The organism is Nostoc sp., from assembly GCF_036916735.1.
Taxonomy (GTDB): Bacteria; Cyanobacteriota; Cyanobacteriia; order Cyanobacteriales; family Nostocaceae; genus Nostoc.
Window position 1 is genome coordinate 51,900 of sequence record NZ_JBALFV010000069.1, and the last position, 23,656, is coordinate 75,555.

The window sequence follows — 23,656 nt, forward strand, 5'->3', positions numbered from 1 at the left end:
ATGCGATCGCATTTTACATAATTCATTCAGTGTGTAGCTGCAAGTCACACAGTAAATGAATTAGGCAAAGGAGATGAAAGAATCGAGTTGTATTTAAGTTTCTCTGCTTTTGCCCAATCAAGGCATAACTGACGGAAACGATCGCCCCGCACCTCAAAATTCGGGTACTGATCGAAACTCGCACAAGCCGGAGATAGCAGAACCACAGGCGCTTCATACTCCTTAGCTAATTCCGCCGCTCTAGGAACTGCCCTTTCCATAGTTTCCACAATATGGTAAGAATAATACCCCACCTCTTGGAGACGTTGGGCAAATGCAGAAGCAGCAGAGCCAATCAATAAAACAACAGCAGCTTTAGTTTGAATTTGTGCTAGCCAGCCAGTATCATCACCTGCTTTAGCTTCTCCACCAGCAATTAAAATCACTGGACTGTTAACGGATGCTAAACCAACTTCGGCAGCATCGTAGTTAGTAGCTTTACTATCGTTAATGAAATCAATACCTTCCCAAGTGCAGATATGCTCCAAACGATGAGCAACACCGGGGAATTCAACAATAGCACGCGCGATCGCATCACAATTAATTCCGGCTAATCTTGCCGTTGCTACTGCCATCAAAAGATTTTGTTGGTTATGTTCTCCCACCATCCGCAAAGTAGATACTTTCACAATCGGTTCTGGTGCAGAGGTTGCAGTCAATTTTTCCACAACCCAGTCGTCCTCGATGTAAAAGCCTTTTTCGCTAATCAGAAAATCTTTTCCTTTGACACTTGTCCAATAAGCATTAGGCCAAGCACTTAAACCTTGCTTCCTCAAGTAAGCATCATCGCCATTAAATACTTGTAACTCTGACTGACGCAACAACTTGGCTTTGATATCGTAATAATTCTCTAAAGTCTTATGGCGACTAAGATGATCCGGTGTGAAAGTCGTCCAAACACCGATACGTGGTGCAAGAAAGACGGAAGATTCTATTTGATAGCTGCTAATTTCTGCAATCACCCAATCAATATAATTTTGGATTTTAGATTTTGGATTTTGGATTAGAGTTTCTCCACCTGTCCCCTGAGATAGGGCAACATCACAAGCGGCATAGCCAATATTACCGCAGGCGGGTGCATTTAAACCTGCTGCTTGGAAAATGGCAGCAATTAAAGCTGTGGTAGTAGTTTTGCCGTTAGTGCCAGTAATTCCTACCCAAGGTAGCGATTGCAAATTTCGCCAAGCCAGTTCCATTTCCCCAATGGTTTCAATACCTAATTGACGTGCCTTGATTAACACCGGAATATCCCAAGGTACACCAGGACTAACGACTATTAACTGGGGTAAATTAGCACTATTCAATTCTAAGGATTGGCATAGTTTTACGGTTATTTGCTCGGCAGCGAGTTCTTGTTGTTGTTGTAGGAGGGTTTCGGAGGTGTTGCTATCACTTAGCTCTACCTCCCAACCTTCCCGTTTCAACAATCTCGCCGCAGCAACACCGGACTTTCCTAATCCAATTACAGTAGCTCTGGACATAGATTGCAGCAGAGTGTCCCTGGTTAAGCACTCCTTATAGTAGCGTTTATTGGCAAAAATTACACAATTTTTTGTTGATCTACGCTACAGATTTTTGACGATCGCCCCAAAATCAGCTAAAACACGCGCATGATTGCGAACTAATCCCAGCAGATGTAATCGATTACGCTTAACTTCTGGATCAAAGTCCATAACTAAAACGCTATCTGGCCCATCGAAGAAGTTACTAACTGTCGGAGCAATTTTTGTTAGTGCTGCTACTAATAGTTGATAATTTCGTGTCTGCTGTGCTCCTGAGGTAAGCGGTACTGATTCGATTAAGGCTTTATACAAAGCTTCTTCAGAGGGCTTTTGGAATAATTCTTGACGGACTACGGTGGTTGGTTCTAGCTGTTTTGTATCCAAATCACCTTGAGCGGCTAATCGTGTAGAACGGTTAACGGTTTCGTAGATGTTATCTAAGGTACTGTCATTGCGGATTTTTTGTAAGTATAAGGCGCGATCGCGTACATCCAATAAATCTTTTAGTGCCCGTTCTGTGTATTCTGGATCATTTTCTCCCAAAACTGCATTTACCAAGTCGTAATCAATCTGCTTTTCTTCTTGTAGTAAAGTGCGGATACGTTGCAAGAAAAACTCTTGTAATGCTACGGTTAATAATCCTTTATCTTTGTGATATTTCGCTGCAAATTCTGTGGATATTTGTGCTAATAAATCATCTAACTTTATCGGCAAATTATAGAACCAAGTAATTTTAACTACAGCATTGGCAGCACGGCGTAAGGCGAAGGGATCAGAGGAACCAGAGGGAATTAAACCTAAACCAAAGATACTCACCAAGGTATCTAATCTATCTGCCAAACCGACAATTTGACCTGTGAGTGTTTCGGGTAAAATATCACCTGCTCCTGTTGGCAAATAATGTTGATAAATTGCCTTTGCGACTTCCGCATCTTCACCACTGGCTAAGGCATATTTTTCTCCCATTATCCCTTGTAATTCAGGGAATTCATACACCATTTGGGTAACTAAATCGGCTTTACATAATAAAGCAGCGCGTTGGATTCTTTGGCTTTGATTTTTCGCTAATTCTAATTGGGTGCTGATTAGCTCGGCAATCTTAACTACTCTATCTACTTTGGTACGCACAGAACCCAATTCTTCTTGAAACGTGACTTTTTCTAACTGTGGTAAAAAGCTTTCTAAGGGCTTAGTTAAATCAGCTTCGTAGAAAAATCTGCCATCAGCTAATCTAGCACGAATTACCCTTTCATTTCCAACGGCAACAATATCTGATTTATTGGGATCAGCGTTAGAAATTGTGATGAAATTGGGCAATAATTCTTGCTCAAAACTATCTGGTTTGAAGACAGGGAAATAACGCTGGTGAGTAACCATCACTTCAGTAATTACCTCAGTTGGTAATTCTAAAAATTCTGGTTCAAATTTACCGACAACTGTAGAAGGATATTCTACAAGATTGGTTACTTCCTCTAACAAATCGGGGTAAATTAATGTATACCCGCCTAAATTCTTTGCTACTGCCTTTACTTGCTCTTTGATAATATTTGCCCGTTCTTCTGGGTCAACGTTGACATAAGCAGACTTGAGAGCGGTAACATAATCAGTAGCTTGAGCAATTGTCACAGGATCAGGATGCAAGACCCGATGACCTTGAGAAATGCGATCGCTTTGAATCATTTTAGAACCATTAACTAATTCTAGAGGTAGCACCGTCTCGTCTAATAAAGCTACCAGCCAGCGAATTGGTCGGGAAAACCTCGCATCCCCATTTCCCCAACGCATTAACCGCTTACCTTCTAAACCCCAAATCCATTGGGGAATAAGTTCTGTCAAAATTTCCGCCACTGGACGACCGGGAATTCTTTTTTGCACAAAGACAAATTCCCCTTTGTCAGTGGGGCGAAGGAACAACGCATCCAGTTCCACGCTTTGCTTTTTGGCAAAGCCTACAGCAGCAGCAGTGGGCTGACCATCTTTAAAGGCAGCTTGGGCGGGGGGCCCTTTAATTTCTTCTTCTCGGTCTGGTTGCTGGGATGGTAGACCTTTAATCACTACTGCTAAACGCCGGGGAGTACCGTATACCTGGACACTTTCGCCCTTGAGGCTGTTTGCTTCCAGGCTTTGGGGAATGCGCTTTTGCCATTGCACTAAAGCATCACTGAGAAAACTTGCAGGTAGTTCTTCTGTACCAACTTCTAATAGAAACGCAGGCATATAACACTGTTTTCAACTTTGCGTAGCTCAACTTTATCAGTTATTCTCAAGCGATCGCTCGTGATTTTTAGTCAGCCTTGCCAGATACATCTTGCTTGATGAAGTCGAGCTTAGGTTTGTTAAATAGATTTGGTATTTTATCCAAAACTTCATAAAAAAGTGTTTACCTTTATAAATTTATTACATTTATTACCTTAATTTTATGCGGTATTTACGTATACATATTTCTATCGTAAGCTTAGTTTTGTTTGATGCATTGATATCTGCATCATTTCAACCAACTTTGGAGTTATGACCATGAAAAACATTTTCACCAAAATCGCCGCGATCGCAGCCACCAGTGCTGCTTTTAGTGTTGCGCTCGTTGCTGCTAACAACTCAGCCCAAGCTATTGAATTAAACTTTAACTGGCTAGGTGATGCTGGTTACTCAGCAACAGGGTCATTCAGCTACGACGAAACTACAGCACCTACAATTATTTCAGAAAGTGGTAGTGGAGCCACCAACTTTTTACAATCCTTGAATGTCTCCTTCTTAGATCCATCTAAAAATCTATTGGGAACTTATAACACCGTTGCTGGTGGAGTATCACAATCTGATTTCTTTAATTTCAATTTTGATACTTCCACTCAAACATTGTTTGGCCCCTTTAATGTAGCAGGAGGAACAGGTGTAGTTGGAGAATATTTCTTTCAGGGAACGGTTGGCGACTCTTTGTTCTTACGTCAGGATATCGATCAACAGTCAGCATTTAGAACATTAGATCAAAATTCTGGTTCTATTCAGGTATCCAAAGTCCCTGAACCTGCTTCTCTGTTGGGTTTGGTAGCATTTGCTGCCTTGGGTGTAGGTTCATCTTTGAAGAAAAAGCAAGCCTCTTGCTAGAAATTAGGGCTTTCTAGTGAGAGCTTGCTAAATTTACTGAATTTCTATTCTAGCCCTATTAGTTTAGTTAACTGGTAGGGTTATCATTCAAACTCATTAATTCTCATTAACACTATGTGCCAGTTTAAAGGGCGGAATACGGGTTATATGCACGAGCTTAAATATGATGGTACAATCCCTCAAGTGTAAATTTAAGCATTAGTTCATAAACAACCAAGACAAATATTGTCATAAATAACCAGAAACTAAAAACTATGTCAAGAAGAGGATGTTTTAAAAGGGTATTTTACTCTTCTTGTGAACACAGCGAAGCAGTTCAGTATATAACTGAAAGCTGATGTTTTCGTTGTAGTTCACCCAAGTCAGAACCAAAAAATTATACCTTCTGAAACTTTTAAAACAACCTCTAAAAACCTAAGCTGTTTACACACAATGATATTTTAATTTTTAAGGATTTTATGCAGGATAAAAATTCTCTTTTAAAAATAACTAAAAAATTCATCAACAATGTTTAACGCGCTGTTAATGAAGCCAAGTTACTAATTTAAATAAGTAATAAAAGTAGCAGCCCATACTGACTATTAAGGAATAAATCCGATTATATCCGGCTGTCTTCACAAAATTCACAAATAGCTCATGCACATTCTGATTTATTCCTATAACTATCATCCAGAGCCGATTGGTATTGCTCCGTTAATGACTGAATTAGCAGAAGGATTAGTAAAGCGAGGTCACCAAGTGCGGGTGATTACGGGAATGCCCAACTATCCTCAGCGCGAAATTTACGATGAGTATCGCGGTAAATGGTACGTTACTGAACAAATAAATGGCGTCACCATTCAACGAAGTTACTTGCGAATTAAGTCTAAACCGAATCTTCTAGATCGGCTGTTATTAGAGTTAAGCTTTGTTTTCACGAGCTTACCCCAAGCCTTTAAAGGTGGACGCCCTGATGTGATTATCTTAACAGTTCCACCTCTTTTTGGTACTTTACCAGTAACAATATTTAGCTGGTTATACGACTGCCCAGTAGTTCTGAATGTGCAAGATATTCTACCAGAAGCTGCGGTACGGATCGGGCTATTGAAGAACAAGTGGATGATCCGAACTCTTGCAGCCCTAGAAAAATTTGCATATCGAGCTGCACACAGTATTAGTGTGATTGCTGATGGGTTTCGTGATAATTTAGTGAATAAAGGAGTACCTGTTAATAAAATCGTTTGTATTCCCAATTGGGTGAATGAAAATTTCATCTACCCCTTACCAAAACAAAACAACTCCTGGATATCTAGCCATCAACTTGATGGAAAGTTTGTAGTACTTTATTCGGGCAACATTGCTCTAACACAAGGTTTAGAAACAGTAATAGAAGCAGCAGTTTGCTTGCGTCATATCAAGGAGATTGTCTTTGTCATCGTTGGTGAATCAATAGCATTGCAAAGGTTGCAGAAATATTGTCTTTTAAATGGAGCAGATAATGTTTTGCTGCTACCATTGCAGCCGCGAGAAAAACTACCTGAAATGCTAGCAGCATCTGATGTCGGGTTGATTGTGCAAAAACGCAATGTGATTTCGTTCAATATGCCTTCAAAAATACCGTTATTGTTGGCAAGTGGTCGCCCGATTGTGGGTTCAGTTCCCGCCACTGGTACTGCTGCAAAAGCGATTAAACTCAGTGGTGGTGGGATAATTGTTGAGCCAGAATCACCCGATGCAATGGCTGCTGCGGTGCATGATTTATATACTAATCCTACTCTTGGGGCGAGTCTAGGTAATGCAGGAAGACAGTTTGCTGAAGAAAACTATTCTTTAGAGCAAGCACTTAATCGATATGAAGGGCTGCTTTCTCATATTGTTGCTAACCGAAAATCAATTCTAGGTATCTTGCCTAAATTAAATTCTAAGAAATCAGTTGTGGATGGTTAATATGTCTGGATAATGGAAATTTTTGACAAAAATGGAATGCTTTCTTAATCAGCGAAGATTAAGCTACTAAGAAGACAAAACCGTAATTAGGAAAAATTAAATCACCCATTCGGGTGAGTTGAAAATCAACCGATCGGGTGACCTAAATGTAGGAAGTTGAGACTGCTCAAAAATAGGATTCTAGAGAACACTAATTGATTGCACGTCGTTCTTGGTGAGGATAACTCAATGAAACTTGCAACCTTGTTTAATAAAGCTAAGTTAACAGTGTAGGCAAGCCTGCCGTTATTACGTTTCATACTTTTCTCTTCCTTAAGATCAGTGTTCATTACTACTTAAGAGCGATAAACTCATTTTTAACTTATACTGGTGTCGTCTTTTATGTGGTTATAATGCAAGCAAGCACTTGCAAACGCTCATGGAAAACTTAGTATCAAGGACGGCACAAACTCATGCACGCTTGATCAAGGCAGCAACTCAGGTGTTTGCAACAGCAGGTTTAACTGGAGCGACAACGCGAGAAATTGCTCGTGTTGCTGCGGTCAATGAGGTAACTTTATTTCGTCATTTCCAGACCAAAGAGCAACTACTAGCTGCTGTGATTACCGAAGCGATCGCTTTACAAATAGAAGCTTTAGCTCATCACAACGACTGGACTTAAGACCTATACATTGACCTCAAGAATTATACAAAGCTTTGCAACTAGATGATAGAGGAGCATGAAGACTTGATTCGGACATTTATTGGGGAAGCGAAGCGACATCCCCAGACCGCCCGTCTGATTTTATCCGAAACTGACAAATCGCTGCACGAGCAGCTAGTTGTGTACTTGCAAAAAAGTCAAGAGAATGGCACGGTATCTTCAGATATAGATTTGAAAGCATCTGTGGATAGTTTCACGGGTATGTTGCTTCACGGTATCCTGCGTTTTAGCGATATCCCCACCGCACTAGAGTACAGTCGTGAATCATACATGGAAACTTGTGTGAATTTATTTGTGTGCGGTATTAGCACTTTGCCGTTGCAGAAGGTAGGAGGTTTAGTTGATTAGTCTGCAACAAGATTAACCCTGTTTTCTTTTTCAGCTAAGGCACTGCGTTGAGACTACCTAAAAAAGTTTTTATAAATTACACTTTGAAAATAATTTGACCTAAGTAATGTACAAAATAGCCATAATGTGCTGAACAATATTTATTTCAGGTGCTAGACAACGTGAGCGATCGCCTAAATACCCAAATATCCCAAATACCCAAATATATATTTGTGATCAACATCACAACAATGCTTTTTTAGCGACAAGTAGATTGCCCAAGTCTAAATCCACAAGACGAGAAACCGAATATGTCCCATTCTGAGTTCCCTGATTCTACCCTGCCTGTTGAAACAGAACAGCCTGTTGTTAATGATTCTAGTCAAGAGTCGCAACCTTTGCCAGAGCGATCGCCAAGGCCACCTAAAAAGCGGCGTTGGCCCCTGCTGTTGGGAATCGTCTTATTAGTTGCAGGTGTTGGTATTGGTTGGCGCTGGTGGCAAACTAGTAATGCTAAGAATACACCACCGGGCGGGCCTGCTGCTGGTCAACAGATGGCAATTCCCGTCAAGCTAGCGACTGTGCAAACTGAAACTGTGCAGGACAGCTCAGAGTTTATTGGCTCTTTAGAGGCTCCACGTTCAGTATTAATCAAGCCACAGATTGAAGGACGAATAACCCAGATTTTCATCAATGAGGGCAACCTTGTTCAAAAAGGGCAAGTCATTTTTAGCCTACAAAGTGATGATGCTGAAGCCCAGCTACGACAAAGACAAGCAGCATTAGAACAAGCACAAGCAAATCTTGCCGAACTTAAAGCAGGAACTCGAAGAGAAATAATTTTTCAAGCCAAAGCCCAACTAGATCAAGCCCAAGCAAAATATCAAGATGCTGTATCTGGATCGCTACCACAGCAAATTCAGCAGGCTGAAGCTCAAGTTAATTCTGCCCAATCCGATTTAGTACTAGCACAAGCACGAGCAAAGCGATACCAACAATTAACAAAAGAAGGGGCAACATCTCAAGATACCCTAGATGAATACCTGAAAAACAAAACTAGTGCTGAAGCGGCGCTGGTTGCAGCTCAGAAAAACTTAGAGCAACTCCGCAAAAGCAGAACTGCTAATATCCAACAACTGGCTGCTGCCTTAGAACAACAGAAACAATATTATAGAGAGCAGGTGAACGGCAACCGCCCAGAAGATATTGCCCAAGGGCGATCGCAAGTAAGTCAAGCAGCTGCCCAAGTCCAAGCTGCCCAAGTCCAACTGCAATATACAAAAGTCCTTGCACCTTTCACTGGCATTGTTGGTGATATTCCAACAAAGGTGGGAGATTATGTAGAAAAAGCAGATCAACTCACCACACTGACTAGAAACGACTCTTTAGAACTAAATATTTCCGTTCCCCTGGAAGATGCCAAAAAACTGCGCTTGGGATTACCAGTGCAAATGCTAAATGCCCAAGGCAAAACCACAGCAAGGGGTAAAGTGAGTTTCATCTCTCCAGATGCTAGTTCAGATTCCCAGACAGTTTTGGCTAAAGCCAACTTTGGTAATTTTAGAAATCAACTGGTCAATCGCCAGTCAGTCCAAACCAGAGTAATCTGGAACGAACGTCCAGGAATTTTAATTCCAGTTACAGCAGTATCTCGCCTGGGTGGAGAGACTTTTGTCTTTGTAGCTCAAGCGCCAGAACAAAAGCCGAAAGCTGAAGCCTCAGCACAAAAGCCGAAAACTCAAGCACCATCCCCATCTTTAGTAGCTCAACAAAAACCCGTGAAATTGGGAGTTATTGAGGGAAATAATTATCAAGTTATCGCAGGACTAAAAGCTGGGGACAAAATTGTTGTTTCCGGTATTCTCAGTCTAACCAATGGCGCTCCCATTACTCCTGCACCGCAAGAAGTGGGTAGTCGGAATCTTTAGGTGAAGAAGAGGTGAGGAGATGAAGAAGCACAAAGCAGAGGAAGAATAAAAAATTAGCTCTTTCCCCTCTGCTCCCTGCACTTTGCCCCTCTGCCTCTTTTCAATGCCTAATGCCAAATACCAATAATGCCCAATTTTTTAAACCATGTTTGTTGACTTCTTTATTAAGCGGTCAATCTTTGCATCGGTCTGTGCGATCGTCATTCTTTTAATTGGATTAATCAGCATTCCGTCACTACTGATCGCTAGGTTCCCAGAAATTACTCTCACTCAAATCAGTGTAACTTCCAACTATAACGCAATACGCTTGGGTTAAGGCTAAAACTCTTCGTCAAAGTCAACAGTTCGGCTTGGCTCGGCTTCTCTACTTCGACGCGCGAGAGTACAAGTCGGCACGAGTCGCTCACTGTTGACCCTTCGGCTTCGCTCAGAGTCAATTTTTTTAACGTAGACGCTTCGGCTTCCCGCAAGCTACCGTAAAGGACGCATTAGCATTGTCAGCCGATGCATTGGCATTGTCAGCTGATGCATTAGCTTTGTCAGCTGATGCATTAGCTTTGTCAGCCGATGCATTGGCATTGTTAGCCGATGCATTGGCATTGTTAGCTGATACATTAGCATTGTCAGCCGATGCATTAGCATTGCAGGGTATTGCTAAATTTAATTCGCTACAAATTAATGAAATGCTGTACCTAGTAAAGCTGGTGATAGGTTCATGTTATAAAGGTGATACCCAACTTCCTGAAGCATCTGTAACCCAAATCATGGTGCTGTGTTGCTGGACTCAATATTTTAAATCTCGCCTTTTTATTCCTATCAAAATATAGATTATATGTCTACTTTTCTGATAAAAGTAACTTGGACAAAAATAAAGTAATGCAATTAACAAATATTTACATGAATAGTTATCCTAAAATTTTAGCTGCAATAGCTGGTACTTTCCTAAGTTTAGTAACGATAGATGTTAACTCAGCACAAGCTGGCAACTTTACGTTTACATCAATCGTTAACGTCAGGGATAATTTTAAGGACTTATTTGGTGTCGGTGGTGGCTTCCCCGATACCAATTTCGATGTCGGTGGTGGCCCTATCAACGATAATGGTACAGTAGCTTTTGGTGTTAGCACCTTTCAAGAAGAGCAAGGCATCGTTGAAGGCATCTTTACTAGCAACGGTGGCGGAGCATTTACCACTGTCCTTAAACTATCACACTCATATTCTATAGATGGTCTTGAAATTAATAATAGTGGTACAGTAGCCTTCGGAAATATTAGTGAGCCTCAAAATGAACTGTTAATAAGTAACGGTGAGAATGTTACCACAGTTGTTACATCAAGCGACGGTTTGTTTGTCCCCAGTGTATCATCCGGTGCGTTCAACAATAGTGGCACATTAGTTTTCGGTCTTTCAAAGGACTTTGACTTTGATAATGGCGCTATTGCTACTGGCAATGGTGGCCCTTTGACAACTGTGGTGGATACTAACGGACTATTTAGATTTTTCGACCAACCCCCTGCAATTAATGACGCTAATGTAGTGGCTTTTCAAGCTTCATTAAAAGATGGAATATCAGGTCTTTTCACGATTAAAGATGGGACAATTACAACGATCGCTGATAATACTAGTTTCTTTTTGAATGCATTTTTTGATGTTAGCATTAATAATACAGGAACAGTGATATTTAGAGCTTTACTAAAGGACGGGGAAACAGGGATATTTACAGGCAATGGTGAAGAAATTACCACTATTGCTGACACTAGTAGCTCCTTTAGCAGCTTTCTTGGTAACGCAATTAATGACAACAATCAAGTAGCTTTCGGCGCAACATTACGTAATGGGGCAGAAAATGTTTTTAACGACGGTATTTTTACAGGATCAGACCCCGTTGCAGATAAAGTGATTGCCATTGGGGACTCCCTTTTAGGAGGTACTGTTACCAATCTTTTGTTCGGGGATCTAAATAATTCTGGTCAAATCTCGTTCTTGGCAGACTTTATAGATGACAGTGGTAAGACTTTCAGAGGTGTTTTCCGTGCCGATCCAGTTTCCAAATCAATTCCCGAATCTACTTCCACATTAGGTCTACTAGCTTTTGGCGCTTTAGGCACAGGTTTAACTCTCAAAAGAAAACTAAAACAGATATAACAATTCAAAATTCACGCATTCAAAATAAATAGTTAAATATAAAAAACGTAAACTAAGGGCAGTTAAAAAAAGAGGAATACTGCCCTCTACCTCCTTTCTCCTACCGAATTCAGCCAACCACAGAGGCGCAGAGAAGCCAGTGCGCCCTTGCGGTTCCCCGACTTGTTCGCTCTTAGCGTTCCCGTTCGCGCAGCGTCTCCGTCAGGAGAAGGGTAGCAACTGGCGCGACACAGAGAAAAGAGTGCTTTATTTCAGCAATCTTAGACCACTAAGGGTAACTAACACTGTAGAACCTTCATGCCCAATCACGGCGATGGGTAGGTTAATATTTCCCAGAAAGTTGCCCACCAAAAGCAACATAATCAAACACAATGCTACGAATATATTCTGTTTGAGTATGGATTGCGATCGCCTGCCTAAATGCATCGCTACAGCAATTTTTTCTAACCTGTCTGCCATCAGTACTATATCTGCGGTTTCTAATGCGACATCGCTACCAGATACACCCATTGCTATACCCACAGATGCTTGGGCTAGAGGTGGTGCATCATTAATCCCATCACCCACCATTGCCACAGTTTGATATTCTTGCTGTAGACGGCGAATAACATCAAGCTTATCTTCTGGTAAGAGTTGAGCATACACCCGATCAATTCCTACTGCTTTAGCGACACTGTGAGCAGTTTCTTGATTATCTCCGGTTAACATGACAATTTGTTCAACTCCCAATTTCTTTAATTGGGTAATGGTTGCGGCTACTTGCGATCTTACTTCATCTGCGATCGCAATTATACCCATTACCTCTGCTCCCCTGGTTCCCTGTGCTACCCAAACGACAGTTTTACCTTCTTGCTCTAAAGATTGAGCCATTTCTCGCAATTCTTTAGGTAAAATTGTGACATACTTTTGTACAAAAACGGCATTTCCTACAATTACCTGTTGTTCTTGGGCGATTCCGACAATTCCTTGTCCAGGTATGGCTTGCACTTGGATTGTACCAACCCAATCCAAATCACCAGCCGCCTGCACAATTGTCTTACCGATGGGATGTTCTGAATAAGATTCCACACTAGCGGCGGCTTTCAATACATCTGCTTGTATGTATGCACTAGCTGAAATTACTTGGAATATCTGCACCTGTCCTGTTGTGAGAGTACCAGTTTTATCAAATGCGATCGCTCGGACTTTGCCAATTTTCTCCAACTGCGCCCCATTTTTAAACAAAATCCCCTGTCTTGCACCATTGGCAATTCCCGACAGCAGGGTGGGCATAATTGCAGCCATCAGCGCACAGGGAGAAGCTACCACTAGGAAAGTAAGGGCGCGATAAATCGTCGTTTCCCAATCCCAACCCCAAAAAAATGGCGGTAAAGTTGCCAGTAATATCCCAGCTACTACAATGACTTTGGCATATCCTTTTTCAAAGCGATCAATAAACTCTTGCGAAGGTGGTGCTTGAGTCTTTGCCTGTTCTACCAAGCGAATCACACGCTGAATTAAACTACTTTGGGCTGGTTTGTGTACCCTAATCTGCAATGCACCATAGCCGTTGAGTGTGCCGGCAAATACTTCTTCGCCCACTGTTTTCTCTACAGGTAAAGACTCGCCTGTGATTGCAGCTTGATTGAGGGTGCTGTAACCAGATAAAATTATCCCATCGGTAGGAATTAACTCTCCAGGTTTGACGACAATTTGATCGTCCACTTTTAACTGACTGATAGGAATTTCCTCTTCCTTTCCCTGAAGCAAAACCCTGGCTGTATCTGGTGTCAAGCTCATTAAACTTTTGATACTTTGCTCAGTTCGCTGCATAGCATAACCTTCTATTGCGCCACTGATAGCAAAAATCAGAATCAAAATTGCCCCATCAATAATTAGATGATATTCTCCTCGCCATAAGCCCAGACTAGCAGCACCAATAGCCGCCACAATCATCAGCAAATCTACATCGAGTTCTTTTTCTTTGAAGAGAGTAGTCAATCCCTCCCGCGCACTTTCGTAACCACCAATTACATAAGCAGCAGGTAGTAGCAGGAATGCCAATCCCAACCAACCGAGATGCAAGGCGAACCATCCGAGAAATAATAGGAATCCACACAAAAGTGCAGCTACGGTATCTGCGTGTTCTCTGGTGAATTGGCCCAAACGTTGGGGATAAAGCATGAGAGGTGAATTAACAGGGACTCTCTTAGGCTAAACTTTGACATTAATGTTAATGTCAAGGGTTATAATTATTTTGAAACGCAGAGTAAGTAGGTTCGCAGAATGATTTTATCTGTAAGTGTGTATTTTATTCTGGGTATGGTGCGCTAATTTGTAAACCTTCAAATTTCTGATCAGAGGATGAAAGCAATTGCCTGTGGCACGCTCCACGATCGCAAAAAAAGTGCTAAATCTTGTTGATACCAGTGTTAAAGTTCAAGATATAAATGACTAATAAATATCTGTAATAGTCGGAGTTATCTTGCTGTTAGAGACTAAAAACCAACCAAATTTAATTCTTTATGTAACCAAGATTGATGACAATCCCCATCATTTTAATAAGTTATTTAAACTCAGGGATGAAATTGAGCAGCTACCCCAAGATTGCTTAAATATCAGGGTAGATTTTCACTACTGCGAGTTCTTGGGACACTACGGCGTTGCCTTTTTGGGGGGACTATTCCGTCTTATCGAAGCTCGTGGCGGCTCTGTCGCTTTCGATTGGAATACACTTCCAGACAAAATTCGGATGAACTTAGCTCAGAATGGCTTCTTGTATGATTTCGGCTTTGACAGGAAACCCTGGGATGGCAACTCCATACCTTACCGGAATGATCTTCAGCAGGATATGAGTGCTATTGCAGATTACCTGAAATATAATTGGTTCGGCAAAGATTGGGTCAACATTAGTCCAAGACTACAAGATGCAATTACAGGGCGAGTCTTAGAGATATATTTCAATGCATTTGATCATAGTCAATCTGCTATGGGGGTGTTCAGCTGCGGTCAGCACTACCCCAAACTTGGTTTTCTTCATCTGACGGTCATCGACTTTGGTATTGGTATCCCTACTAGTGTTCGCTCTCTACCTCAGAACTTAGACAAGACTGCTAATGAGGCTCTACAGTGGGCGTTCAAGCCGGGAAATAGCACTAAGCAAGATAGTATCTAGTATCTCTCGTGGTGCAGGCTTAAATTTATTGCAAGAGTTCATCGTAAAAAATCATGGAAACCTTACAATCTTTAGTAATGACGGATATGTCAATATAGGCGATAATATTATATATCAGAACAAATGTACTAAGTTTAAGGGAACCCTGATTAATATTGCACTTCGGTGTGATGAATCTTACTACTGCCTAGCAACTGAAGCTCATCAACTTAAGAAGCGGTTATTTTAAATAGGGACATAGAGGAATGACATACAAAATTTTTGATTTAGTCGGGAAATACGCCATCAGCGCTGAGAGTGGGCAGAAGGTATATGACCAGATTCATCCTGTTCTGCTTTCTGGCAACCCTGTAGAATTAGATTTTACTGGAGTTCAGGTCTTTGCGTCTCCCTTTTTCAACTTTGCGATCGGTCATCTCTTGAAGGATATTCCAGCAGATAACCTTAATCGGTTGGTTGAGTTCACTGCTATAAATTCTGAGGGGTGGAATGTTCTTGAACGTGTGATTGCCAATGCGAAGCATTACTATTCTGATGAGCAATTTCGTAATGCGGTTGATGCAGCGCTCGCAGAACAGGCTGCAACTTTTTAAAGCATGGTGGTCAATCTTAATATCCAAGCTGATATCATCGACATCAAAACTGATAATCCACAGCAGGGTGATATTTTTCTTGTAGATACTAACGTCTGGTTTTGGCAGACTTATACAAATGCTGGGTTTGGTACTCAAACTTCCAGATTCAGCAATTATCTCAAATATATCAATCAAGCTCTTTTAAATGGAGCCACACTGACATATTCTGGACTAATTTTGGCTGAACTTGCTCATATCATTGAGAAAACTAAATATAACATTTATACAAAATCAAATGGGTCTTTGCCACTTAAAGAATACCGTCATAATTACCCAAATGAACGGATGAATGTTGTTGCCGAAGTTCAGTCAGCTTGGAGTCAGGTTAAGGCGCTTGCTGTTCCTGTTGATCTGACAGTAGATGACGCAACAACCGATGCAGCACTAAACAGATTCCAAACCCAAGCTGTTGATGGCTATGACTTACTACTTCTTGAAGCTATTAGCAGAGCCGGAGCGGGGAAAATTAAAATTATTACAGATGATATGGATTATGCTGTTGTTCCCGATATTCAGGTATTTACGAGCAACAGCAACGTTATCCAAGAAGCTAATAGGCAGAAAAAATTATTGGTTAGCAGATAGTTTAACTAAGCTAGGTTAAAAGCGTAGACACGCAGTGGCTTGTCGTCAGACATCGCCTTTTCTAAAAGCCCCTTTGACAATAATTAATCTTTATTAAGACCATAATTCGTGGAAATCAAAAGTAACGAACTGACAATTAAGCAGTTAACGCACCTGGTAGGCGGCGGTTTAACTGCGCGGATGGTGCGACATTACCATCAATTGGGACTGCTACCGCAACCAGTGCGATCGCCTAGCAATTACCGTCTCTATACCAAAAAAGATGTTCTCCGGTTGCAAAGGATTGTAGCACTCAAGCAGCAAGGGTTTCAGCTAAACCATATCCGCAATATTTTGGAGGTGGAACCAGAAGCCGACACAACTGTTAACCTGATGGGACAACTCCAGCAGCAATATCGGGCGGTGATGCAACAAATTTCTCAACTGCGACAAACAGCATCAGCATTAGAAGGATTATTGGGGCGCGATCGCCATTGTCAAATTATGCAGGCGAAAGTTTTGGCACAACTGAAGTTACTTGATGTTGAAACTCAAGCCGGATTGGGAGGATTGGAAAATCTCTGGAGTGGCTTGGATGCTGAAATTCATACGCACTCGGAAGCTTTTTCAGAATCCCTACAACGCTTATTACCTGATTTATCTCACCGTTCGGAAATTGAACAACACTTAATTTCTCAGTTAGTTTTGGCTTGTGGTGATGTTAGTTTGGTGTCCTTTGTTAAATTGAGTCGAGATGCGATCGCAGCCAGTCGAGAAGCTTTATCTTCAAGCTGTCAAATTGTTGTCGATACCCAAACGGTTGCCGCTGCTTTGGATCAAACCCGATTACTTCACTTGGGATGCCAATTTGAAACCTTGATTGATAATCCGCATATTACCACCGCCACAGAGGCAGAAGTTGCCTTTTGGCAGCATCAAGAATGGCGAGAAAAATTGCAGCAAGTAAGTAAGGGTTGTGTGTTAGTAGTTGGTTATGCTCCCTCAGTACTTGTAGAAGTTTGTAAGGCGATTACCAACCAGAAAATTCAGCCTGCATTAGTAATTGGAATGCCCATTGGCTTTAGCCATGCTCCCGCAGCCAAGCGACAACTGATGCAACAAGAGATACCTTTTATTACAGTTGCAGGCACTTTAGGAGGTGGCGCTTTAGCTGCTACTGCCCTGAATACCTTGGTAGAGTCATTGATTGATAAACCAGATTGTCATTGTTATCTCAATCAAAATAATTCATAGTTATAAATTATCAATTTTTAGTAGCTCTAATCTTACTGTTTTTTATATAGAACATAAGATTTATTACAGTAAGCAACTGGCATATTTAAACGATGTTGAATGCGAGTTACTAAATACGAAGCATGATATTTTATGATTAGTGCCTTAGCCTGGTCAGTTGTCAAATTATTGTAGCCGTCTGTAAGTAGTTTTTCATTAAATTGAGTTAATGGATCAACCCCATTAAAGTTACCACTCAAGTCACGCATCCGTGAAAACCATTCTAATGTCCCAGTTTTAGTCTGAGCCATGAGCTTATATTTAGCAATGGTTGGACGCTCACTCAGCCAGATGAAGTTAGCAAATTCAACTGGTGAAGATATAAATATGGCATTTTTTGGGGTATTTTTTCGCACCCAAGCAGCCATATCTTTCCACTGTGGATCTACCTCCTGCACTTCGTTAGGAAAATTAAGTGTAGACTGAAAATCTTTCTGAAAGTTATGGAATCCTTTGACAATGCTTATACTTAGCGCCAGACTACATAGAAATAACAACGCTTTTTGTTGTTTTCTACTTGTGAAGATTTGATCCAAAGCACAGATAAACAAAAAACAGGCGTTGAGGTGCAACATTACATCACCTACGCGGAAAAGGTAATATTGTAGCAAGCTTCCTTGAGAGTCGAATGGAGCAATCACTACTCCCAGTAAATAGGGGATTAAACTGATCAGCGTGAACTCAAATAGTCCTATACGAGCTTCGTACTTTTCAAATTGTTCAGACAGCTCTTTAGTTGGACGATTGAACCAAAGGACGCCAGCACTGCTCACAAGCATTACAAGAAAAAATATCGGAATTATCCACCAATATGCAGGCCATGATAAGGGATTCAGATGGTGGGACATCCTAAGAAAGACATATATATAAGAAATCGATATGGGGCTTGTAGGGGTTGGACTGGACAGGTCTTCGATTATCGCTTTTAGACCAAATACACTTGTTATCAGGTATAACGGAACAATAAATCCCAATTCCCGCATACTAGGAAAACGGGTTTTTCGTCTTAAAATCACCCACCCTAGTACAAATAGAGTTGTATAACCGCCTACCAAAACATGGAATGAAGTTCCTAGCCCTAACAGAAAAGCCGTCAGCCGATAACGTTTCCTTAACATAAACGCTATAGCCAACAAAACCATAGCATAAGCAAATATCTTCGTTTCTAACGCTCCTATAATCCTTTCCCCAGCAGCAACACCTTGATCTCCTGAGAAAAACATTGCAACAGCCAACATCAGTAAAAGCAAATTCAATCCCAGTCTTCGACCTATTAGTACTAATCCCCAAGCGATCAAGCTATAGCAAAATAAACGTCCTATTATCGAACTAGCCAGAAACCCCCAGCTTCCTATGAGCCAGCCAAATAAAGTTTGAAACAAAACTCGATAAACAGGTGGTTGGTTAACAGACCAATCTCCCGGAACCCAGCTAGGATAAGCGAACTGTCTTGCTAAAGGTAAAGCATCAATATCATTTCTTGCCATGATATCAAACAACAATTCCTTCAGACAGATTAATGCCAAGACTGCAATGATTTCTAATACTAGCCAGACCGGATCTGCCAAAGCTGATTTTTTGTGTAGATTTTGTTGGCTTATTACTAGCAATTTAAACATCTTAGAAAGACCTAAATTGTCTAATTATTACACTATTTAAGTAAAGCTTAAACTAGTGATTAGTCAACAGTTATTAAGTGGATAGTAGGAATTTAAAACAGTTATAGTTAACTGTTTACTGATATATTGGGGCACTTAAACCTAATTATTTTAACTAGTAACTATTTAATTTGATGCCAAACAATATATTTAATCTGTTTATAGCGATATCTCATTTCAATGGGTATTGGGTAGAGACATGGCAATGCCGTGTCTTTATGAGTATGTGTGTTCATCTGTGGTTAATTATTTTTCTCAGGACTTACGCAGTACACTTATTCGTTGAGTTAGGCATAGCGCAGCGTGGAATGGGGCATCGGTGAATTTTCCATGCCCAATATTTCGACTACGCCCTTCGGCTACGCTCAGGACAAGCTCAGTACAAGTGCCTAATGACCAATGCCCAGCCCAAACCCTTGATTTTTCGTTGCTGATGTGTAAGTCCTATTTCTGTACCTTACTCATGCGAGAACCGCTATATACTATCTTTATTATTTATTTAGCTAATTTTTCAACCATGACTATCATTAGACATCTGGTGAAAAATAACATGTGAACCCAAGATTTATTTAACTAAATTTTGTCCAGCAAAGTAGAAACAGTTAAAGTCAGACCAGGTATATAGTGACCGAAGAGACAGGGGGGAAGAGGGAAGGGAGCAGGGGAGCAAGTCCTTCCCGCCTGCGGTGGAGCAAAGCAAAACAGGGGTATCAAGCCCCGTCATAAAGGACGCCTTGGGTTGGGCAAAGTACAAGCTCCGTCCAAGCCTCCCCCCTGCTCCCCTGCCTCCGGCAGTGACACAAATATTTACAATAACTGATAAGAAATATAACAGGGATGTATAATTAGCGCGTCTCCTGCATAATCCATAAAAAGATAAAGATTAAGGCAGGCTTTCTATTTTTTACTTTAATAAAGGGCTTATGTGGCAACAAGAAAAAAAAGATACTTCGATAGTCAGATTGGTATTATGGCTTACCTTAGCTACCACCCCTATGGCAGCAAGTTTACTGGTGTCAGAACCCATGCTGGCACAATCTAAACCTGAAGCTCCCTCTTTTACACTGCCGCAAACAGTGCAGAATGGGGCGACAGTGCGGATTGATGGTTCAAGTAGCTTGGGTGCAATCAACCAAAGCCTGAAAGAAAATTTTGAAAAACAGTTTTCTGGTGCAAAGGTTGAAGTTGCTGCTAACGGCACTGATACGGCATTGAAAGAATTGTTAGATGGCAAAATCGATATAGCAGCAATGGGGCGTGGGTTGACGCCAGCAGAAAAAGCCCAAGGACTAGAGCAACTTCGCTTGCACCGTGAGAAAATTGCGATCGTGGTTAGTGCAGATAATCCTTTCAAAGGAAACTTGACTAATAAGCAATTCGCCCGGATTTTCCGGGGACAAATTACAAACTGGTCACAATTAGGAGGTCCTTCAGGGAAGATTCGGTTAATCGATCACCCTAACACCAGTGAAACTCGCAATACTTTTCGCTCTTATCCAGCTTTCAAGACTGCTGAATTTGCCACAGGGCCCAATGCTACCCAACTAACTGAGGATAATACAGCAGAAATCATTAAACAACTGGGCAAAGACGGCATCAGTTATGTATTAGCTAATGACGTGTCAAAATTGAAAGGTGTGCGAGTTCTGCAATTAGATAAAGCCTTACCAGATGATGAGAAATATCCCTTCTCGCAACCTTTAGTTTACGTTTACAAAAAAAATCCGAGTTTAAGCACAGTAGATTTTCTCGGCTTTACCCTTGCAGACCCAGGAAAGAACGCTATAAAACAAGGTAGAACTACCGAAGCAGAGGCGATCGCAACCAACGCATTACAACCTGTCACGGCTTCCTCCGGTGTGCAGACGACACCTGCTGCTACACCTTCCCCTGGTGCAACTACTTCTGCATTTGCCGAACAGCCATTTGTGGCTCCCGCTACTGCACAGCCCAGTCCAATTGTCAATAGAGAAACACCATTTTGGTTGCTTTTACCTTTGTTTTTTGCTCCTGTAGCTGGAGCGTTTCTATGGTGGATTCTAGGAAAACGCCCATTGCCTACCGAGAAAACAGACAACTTACCAGAATCAGATCCTCGTCCACCCAGCACAGAAGATGGAGCAATGGCAGTCCTCAACGCCAGCACATCTCCCTCCATTAACAAAACGATGCTTGAGGAGCAGCCAGTGCCGCACTTGCAAGAGCCAGAAAGCCCTGATCGCACTCCTTTCAACATCTATGCTCAACAAACAGAATCTAACCTAACCCAGAATGCTACTCAAGGGACATCAAATTTAGTCCGAGAGGGAACTAATGGTACTTCTAATTCTTATGAAGACACAACATCAGGCGTAGCTAATGGCTCAGAAAATAACAACTTGGGAGCAGCAGCTTTAACTAATGGTGCAGCTCTAGCAACGGGTATCGGGGCAGCTAGTTGGTCTGCCTTTAACAACAAAGAAACAGAAACAGATGCAATTTATGAGACGGAAAATCTAAATAATTATACTGAGGAAAACAATCATGAGTCCGATTCTGATGAAATTGAATGGGATATAGAAGCCCCAGCAGCTGTAGTAAATACTTCATATCCTCACCTGCTTAATATTCCAGAATCTGATGCAAAACTGCCTTTATCTGAGGAGACAGCTCCACTTCCAGAATTACCAGATGTGCCAAAAGTAACATCTGATTTTGGATATTGGGACACAGAAATTAATGAAGATCAGATAGATGAGCAACTTCAAGCAGAATTGAATTGGTTAGAGAGTATTACTTCAACTGAAGATACAGACTCAGTAGATGAATTGCTCTCATCAGAGTCTGAGGAAGTGACAGCCGATGTAGAAGCATCAACAGCACAAACAGCTTCACTCCTCGACGATTTGCCAGAATTATCAGAAGAAGATGTATTCAATGTAGTAGCGGATGCAGCTGAACCCACTGTCAATTTGCCAGAAGAATCTCAAGCAGAGCCCATTGTTGAAGAAGGTATTGCTGAAAATGACTCCACAAATTTAGCGGGTGCTGCGGCTTTAGCAGCAGGTGTAGGAATTGCAGGCTGGACTACTATTTCTGGATTAGATGCCAAAGAACAAACTGATACTACGGTTGAAAATTTGCCGAACACAGCCCAAACAGCTGTTGATTTGCCAGATGCAGAAGAGAGCAGTATTTTGCTCACACCGCATACTTCTACATCGGCTCATGTCTCTTGGGAGATATCCGAAACCAAGAAGGCAATGCTACTTCAACAGGGTGGTTCTCAATTGGTAGTGCGGCTTTACGATGTAACTGGGATTGACTTGAGTTATGAAAGTCCTCACCTGATACAGCAGTATGAATGTGAGGAGACAACACACGATCGCTTGGTGGAAATTCCCATCAGCGATCGCGACTACATAGCTGAAATTGGCTATGTCGCTTATGGCGAGTACTGGTTGTTCATCGCCCGTTCAGCAATTGTTCGTGTCTTCAGTCCAGTGCATCCAGATCCCATAGTTGATCATGTGGCAATTGCGGATGAAACAGATATTCACTTAGGAGACACTCAAGAAGATATCAGTGAAGAAGAAAGCAGTATTGTCCTCACACCTCGCACTTACCAATGGGCTGATGTCTCTTGGGAGATTTCCGAAACCAAGAAAGCAGCGCTGCGCCAACAAGGTGGCTACCAATTGGTAGTGCGGCTGTATGATGTAACTGGGATTGACTTAAGTTATCAAAATCCCCAGTTTGTCCAGCAGTATGAATGTCACGAGACAAAACATGATCGCTATGTGGAAATTCCCATTAGCGATCGCGACTACATGGTTGAAATTGGCTATGTCGCTGATGGCGATCGCTGGTTGTTCATCGCCCGTTCAGCGATCATTCGTGTCTTCAGTCCAGTGCCTACAAATCCCACCGTTGAAGATGTCGCATTAGCAGGCGAAACAGCTATTGTTCATCCAGATTCCACTATTGAAGATGTAGCATTAGCAAGCCAAAGAGCTATTGTTCATCCAGATTCCACTATTGAAGATGTAGCATTAGCAAGCGAAACAGCTATTGGCTTGGCAGATATCCAAGAAGAGAGCAGTGAAGAAGAGAGCAGTATTTTGCTCACACCCCGCACTCCCAAATGGGCTTATGTCTCTTGGCACATTTCCAAGGCTCAGAACGAAGCATTGCGACAACAGGGCGGCTCTCAATTGGTAGTCCGGCTCTACGATGTGACTGGGATTGACTTGAGTTATCAAAGTCCCCAGCTTGTACAGCAGTATGAATGTGAAGAGGTAACACGCGATCGCTTTGTGGCTATTCCCGTTAGCGATCACGACTACATGGTTGAAATTGGCTATATTGCCGATGGCGATCGTTGGTTAGTCATAGCCCGTTCACCTAATATTCGGGTTTTCAGTCGTTCCCCCGAAGATTTTTGGTTTGTAACAGATGCTGAGTTGATTATTCACGGAGCAACCCAACCAAATACAAGCGTAAATATTGGTGGCCATTCCATCAAAATCAAACCCGATGGTACTTTCCACCTACGTCTTCCCTTTTCAGATGGTTTAATGGACTATCTCATAACGGTAGCTGCTGATGGGGAATCTACTAAAACTATCCATAAGAAGTTCTCCCAGGAAACTTCCGAAAGCTAGTAATTTCCTAAATTATCCCTTCGAACCCCTATTCTCC

The 23,656-nt window shown here is 41.7% G+C and carries 16 protein-coding genes and 1 pseudogene; 13 read left to right on the forward strand and 4 right to left on the reverse strand.

All coding sequences use genetic code 11. The annotated features are described in order from the left end of the window. Positions 1-44: 44 nt before the first annotated feature. Positions 45-1,520, reverse strand: a complete 1,476-nt coding sequence (gene murD / locus V7L20_RS16585; RefSeq protein ID WP_334745130.1) for a UDP-N-acetylmuramoyl-L-alanine--D-glutamate ligase — start codon at positions 1,518-1,520, stop codon at positions 45-47. A gap of 84 nt (positions 1,521-1,604) precedes the next feature. Next, positions 1,605-3,758, reverse strand: coding sequence for a glycine--tRNA ligase subunit beta (gene glyS / locus V7L20_RS16590; protein ID WP_334745131.1), 2,154 nt, complete (start codon positions 3,756-3,758; stop codon positions 1,605-1,607). Between the two features lie 297 nt (positions 3,759-4,055). Between glyS and V7L20_RS16595 the strand changes: the two genes are divergently transcribed. The 8 genes and pseudogenes from V7L20_RS16595 (at position 4,056) to V7L20_RS16625 (ending at position 11,672) form a co-directional block, all read left to right on the forward strand. Beyond that, positions 4,056-4,643 (forward strand): PEP-CTERM sorting domain-containing protein, encoded by a 588-nt coding sequence (locus V7L20_RS16595; protein WP_334745132.1) that lies wholly within the window; start codon positions 4,056-4,058, stop codon positions 4,641-4,643. A 636-nt stretch (positions 4,644-5,279) separates the two neighbouring features. After that, a complete protein-coding gene (locus V7L20_RS16600; protein ID WP_334745133.1) occupies positions 5,280-6,569 on the forward strand; it encodes a glycosyltransferase family 4 protein in 1,290 nt (429 codons plus the stop codon). A gap of 418 nt (positions 6,570-6,987) precedes the next feature. Then, on the forward strand, positions 6,988-7,230 hold the full coding sequence (locus V7L20_RS16605) for a TetR/AcrR family transcriptional regulator (RefSeq protein WP_334745134.1): 243 nt from the start codon (positions 6,988-6,990) through the stop codon (positions 7,228-7,230). Positions 7,231-7,275: 45 nt separating this feature from the next. Continuing rightward, positions 7,276-7,620 (forward strand): TetR/AcrR family transcriptional regulator C-terminal domain-containing protein, encoded by a 345-nt coding sequence (locus V7L20_RS16610; protein WP_334745135.1) that lies wholly within the window; start codon positions 7,276-7,278, stop codon positions 7,618-7,620. 290 nt (positions 7,621-7,910) lie between these two features. Next, a complete protein-coding gene (locus V7L20_RS16615) occupies positions 7,911-9,527 on the forward strand; it encodes an efflux RND transporter periplasmic adaptor subunit (protein WP_334745136.1) in 1,617 nt (538 codons plus the stop codon). Positions 9,528-9,672: 145 nt separating this feature from the next. Further along, positions 9,673-9,822: pseudogene (locus V7L20_RS32675) on the forward strand (efflux RND transporter permease subunit); the annotation flags it as partial. A 199-nt stretch (positions 9,823-10,021) separates the two neighbouring features. Then, a complete protein-coding gene (locus V7L20_RS16620) occupies positions 10,022-10,354 on the forward strand; it encodes a hypothetical protein (protein ID WP_334745137.1) in 333 nt (110 codons plus the stop codon). A 49-nt stretch (positions 10,355-10,403) separates the two neighbouring features. Next, positions 10,404-11,672, forward strand: coding sequence for a DUF7453 family protein (locus V7L20_RS16625; RefSeq protein WP_334745138.1), 1,269 nt, complete (start codon positions 10,404-10,406; stop codon positions 11,670-11,672). A 246-nt stretch (positions 11,673-11,918) separates the two neighbouring features. Here the strand turns inward: V7L20_RS16625 and V7L20_RS16630 are convergent, their stop codons facing one another. Further along, the gene (locus V7L20_RS16630; protein WP_334745139.1) at positions 11,919-13,835 is read right to left on the reverse strand and encodes a heavy metal translocating P-type ATPase; all 1,917 of its coding nucleotides are present in this window, start codon (positions 13,833-13,835) and stop codon (positions 11,919-11,921) included. Positions 13,836-14,136: 301 nt separating this feature from the next. On the opposite strand from V7L20_RS16630, the gene V7L20_RS16635 reads away from it, so the two are divergent. The 4 genes from V7L20_RS16635 (at position 14,137) to V7L20_RS16650 (ending at position 17,279) form a co-directional block, all read left to right on the forward strand. After that, positions 14,137-14,826 (forward strand): hypothetical protein, encoded by a 690-nt coding sequence (locus V7L20_RS16635; RefSeq protein WP_334745140.1) that lies wholly within the window; start codon positions 14,137-14,139, stop codon positions 14,824-14,826. 245 nt (positions 14,827-15,071) lie between these two features. Next, on the forward strand, positions 15,072-15,419 hold the full coding sequence (locus tag V7L20_RS16640) for an STAS-like domain-containing protein (protein ID WP_334745141.1): 348 nt from the start codon (positions 15,072-15,074) through the stop codon (positions 15,417-15,419). Between the two features lie 3 nt (positions 15,420-15,422). Further along, the gene (locus tag V7L20_RS16645) at positions 15,423-16,046 is read left to right on the forward strand and encodes a hypothetical protein (RefSeq protein ID WP_334745142.1); all 624 of its coding nucleotides are present in this window, start codon (positions 15,423-15,425) and stop codon (positions 16,044-16,046) included. A 114-nt stretch (positions 16,047-16,160) separates the two neighbouring features. Further along, the gene (locus V7L20_RS16650; RefSeq protein ID WP_334745198.1) at positions 16,161-17,279 is read left to right on the forward strand and encodes a precorrin-8X methylmutase; all 1,119 of its coding nucleotides are present in this window, start codon (positions 16,161-16,163) and stop codon (positions 17,277-17,279) included. 32 nt (positions 17,280-17,311) lie between these two features. Here V7L20_RS16650 and V7L20_RS16655 read toward each other — a convergent pair whose 3' ends face one another. Next, the gene (locus tag V7L20_RS16655; RefSeq protein ID WP_334745143.1) at positions 17,312-18,928 is read right to left on the reverse strand and encodes a DUF6798 domain-containing protein; all 1,617 of its coding nucleotides are present in this window, start codon (positions 18,926-18,928) and stop codon (positions 17,312-17,314) included. Between the two features lie 971 nt (positions 18,929-19,899). Here V7L20_RS16655 and V7L20_RS16660 point away from each other — a divergent pair. Next, positions 19,900-23,619 carry a DUF4912 domain-containing protein gene (locus V7L20_RS16660; RefSeq protein ID WP_334745144.1) on the forward strand — a complete coding sequence of 1,240 codons (3,720 nt, stop codon included), beginning with the start codon at positions 19,900-19,902 and terminating at the stop codon, positions 23,617-23,619. Positions 23,620-23,656: the final 37 nt, after the last annotated feature.

Bases quoted from the DNA above. Each gene is read 5' to 3' on its own strand.
- V7L20_RS16660 (WP_334745144.1), top strand. From the start codon at position 19,900: ATGTGGCAACAAGAAAAAAAAGATACTTCGATAGTCAGATTGGTATTA.
- V7L20_RS16615 (WP_334745136.1), top strand. From the start codon at position 7,911: ATGTCCCATTCTGAGTTCCCTGATTCTACCCTGCCTGTTGAAACAGAA.
- V7L20_RS16600 (WP_334745133.1), top strand. From the start codon at position 5,280: ATGCACATTCTGATTTATTCCTATAACTATCATCCAGAGCCGATTGGT.
- V7L20_RS16595 (WP_334745132.1), top strand. From the start codon at position 4,056: ATGAAAAACATTTTCACCAAAATCGCCGCGATCGCAGCCACCAGTGCT.
- V7L20_RS16605 (WP_334745134.1), top strand. From the start codon at position 6,988: ATGGAAAACTTAGTATCAAGGACGGCACAAACTCATGCACGCTTGATC.
- glyS (WP_334745131.1), bottom strand. From the start codon at position 3,758: ATGCCTGCGTTTCTATTAGAAGTTGGTACAGAAGAACTACCTGCAAGT.
- V7L20_RS16630 (WP_334745139.1), bottom strand. From the start codon at position 13,835: ATGCTTTATCCCCAACGTTTGGGCCAATTCACCAGAGAACACGCAGAT.
- V7L20_RS16645 (WP_334745142.1), top strand. From the start codon at position 15,423: ATGGTGGTCAATCTTAATATCCAAGCTGATATCATCGACATCAAAACT.
- V7L20_RS16640 (WP_334745141.1), top strand. From the start codon at position 15,072: ATGACATACAAAATTTTTGATTTAGTCGGGAAATACGCCATCAGCGCT.
- murD (WP_334745130.1), bottom strand. From the start codon at position 1,520: ATGTCCAGAGCTACTGTAATTGGATTAGGAAAGTCCGGTGTTGCTGCG.
- V7L20_RS16610 (WP_334745135.1), top strand. From the start codon at position 7,276: ATGATAGAGGAGCATGAAGACTTGATTCGGACATTTATTGGGGAAGCG.
- V7L20_RS16625 (WP_334745138.1), top strand. From the start codon at position 10,404: ATGCAATTAACAAATATTTACATGAATAGTTATCCTAAAATTTTAGCT.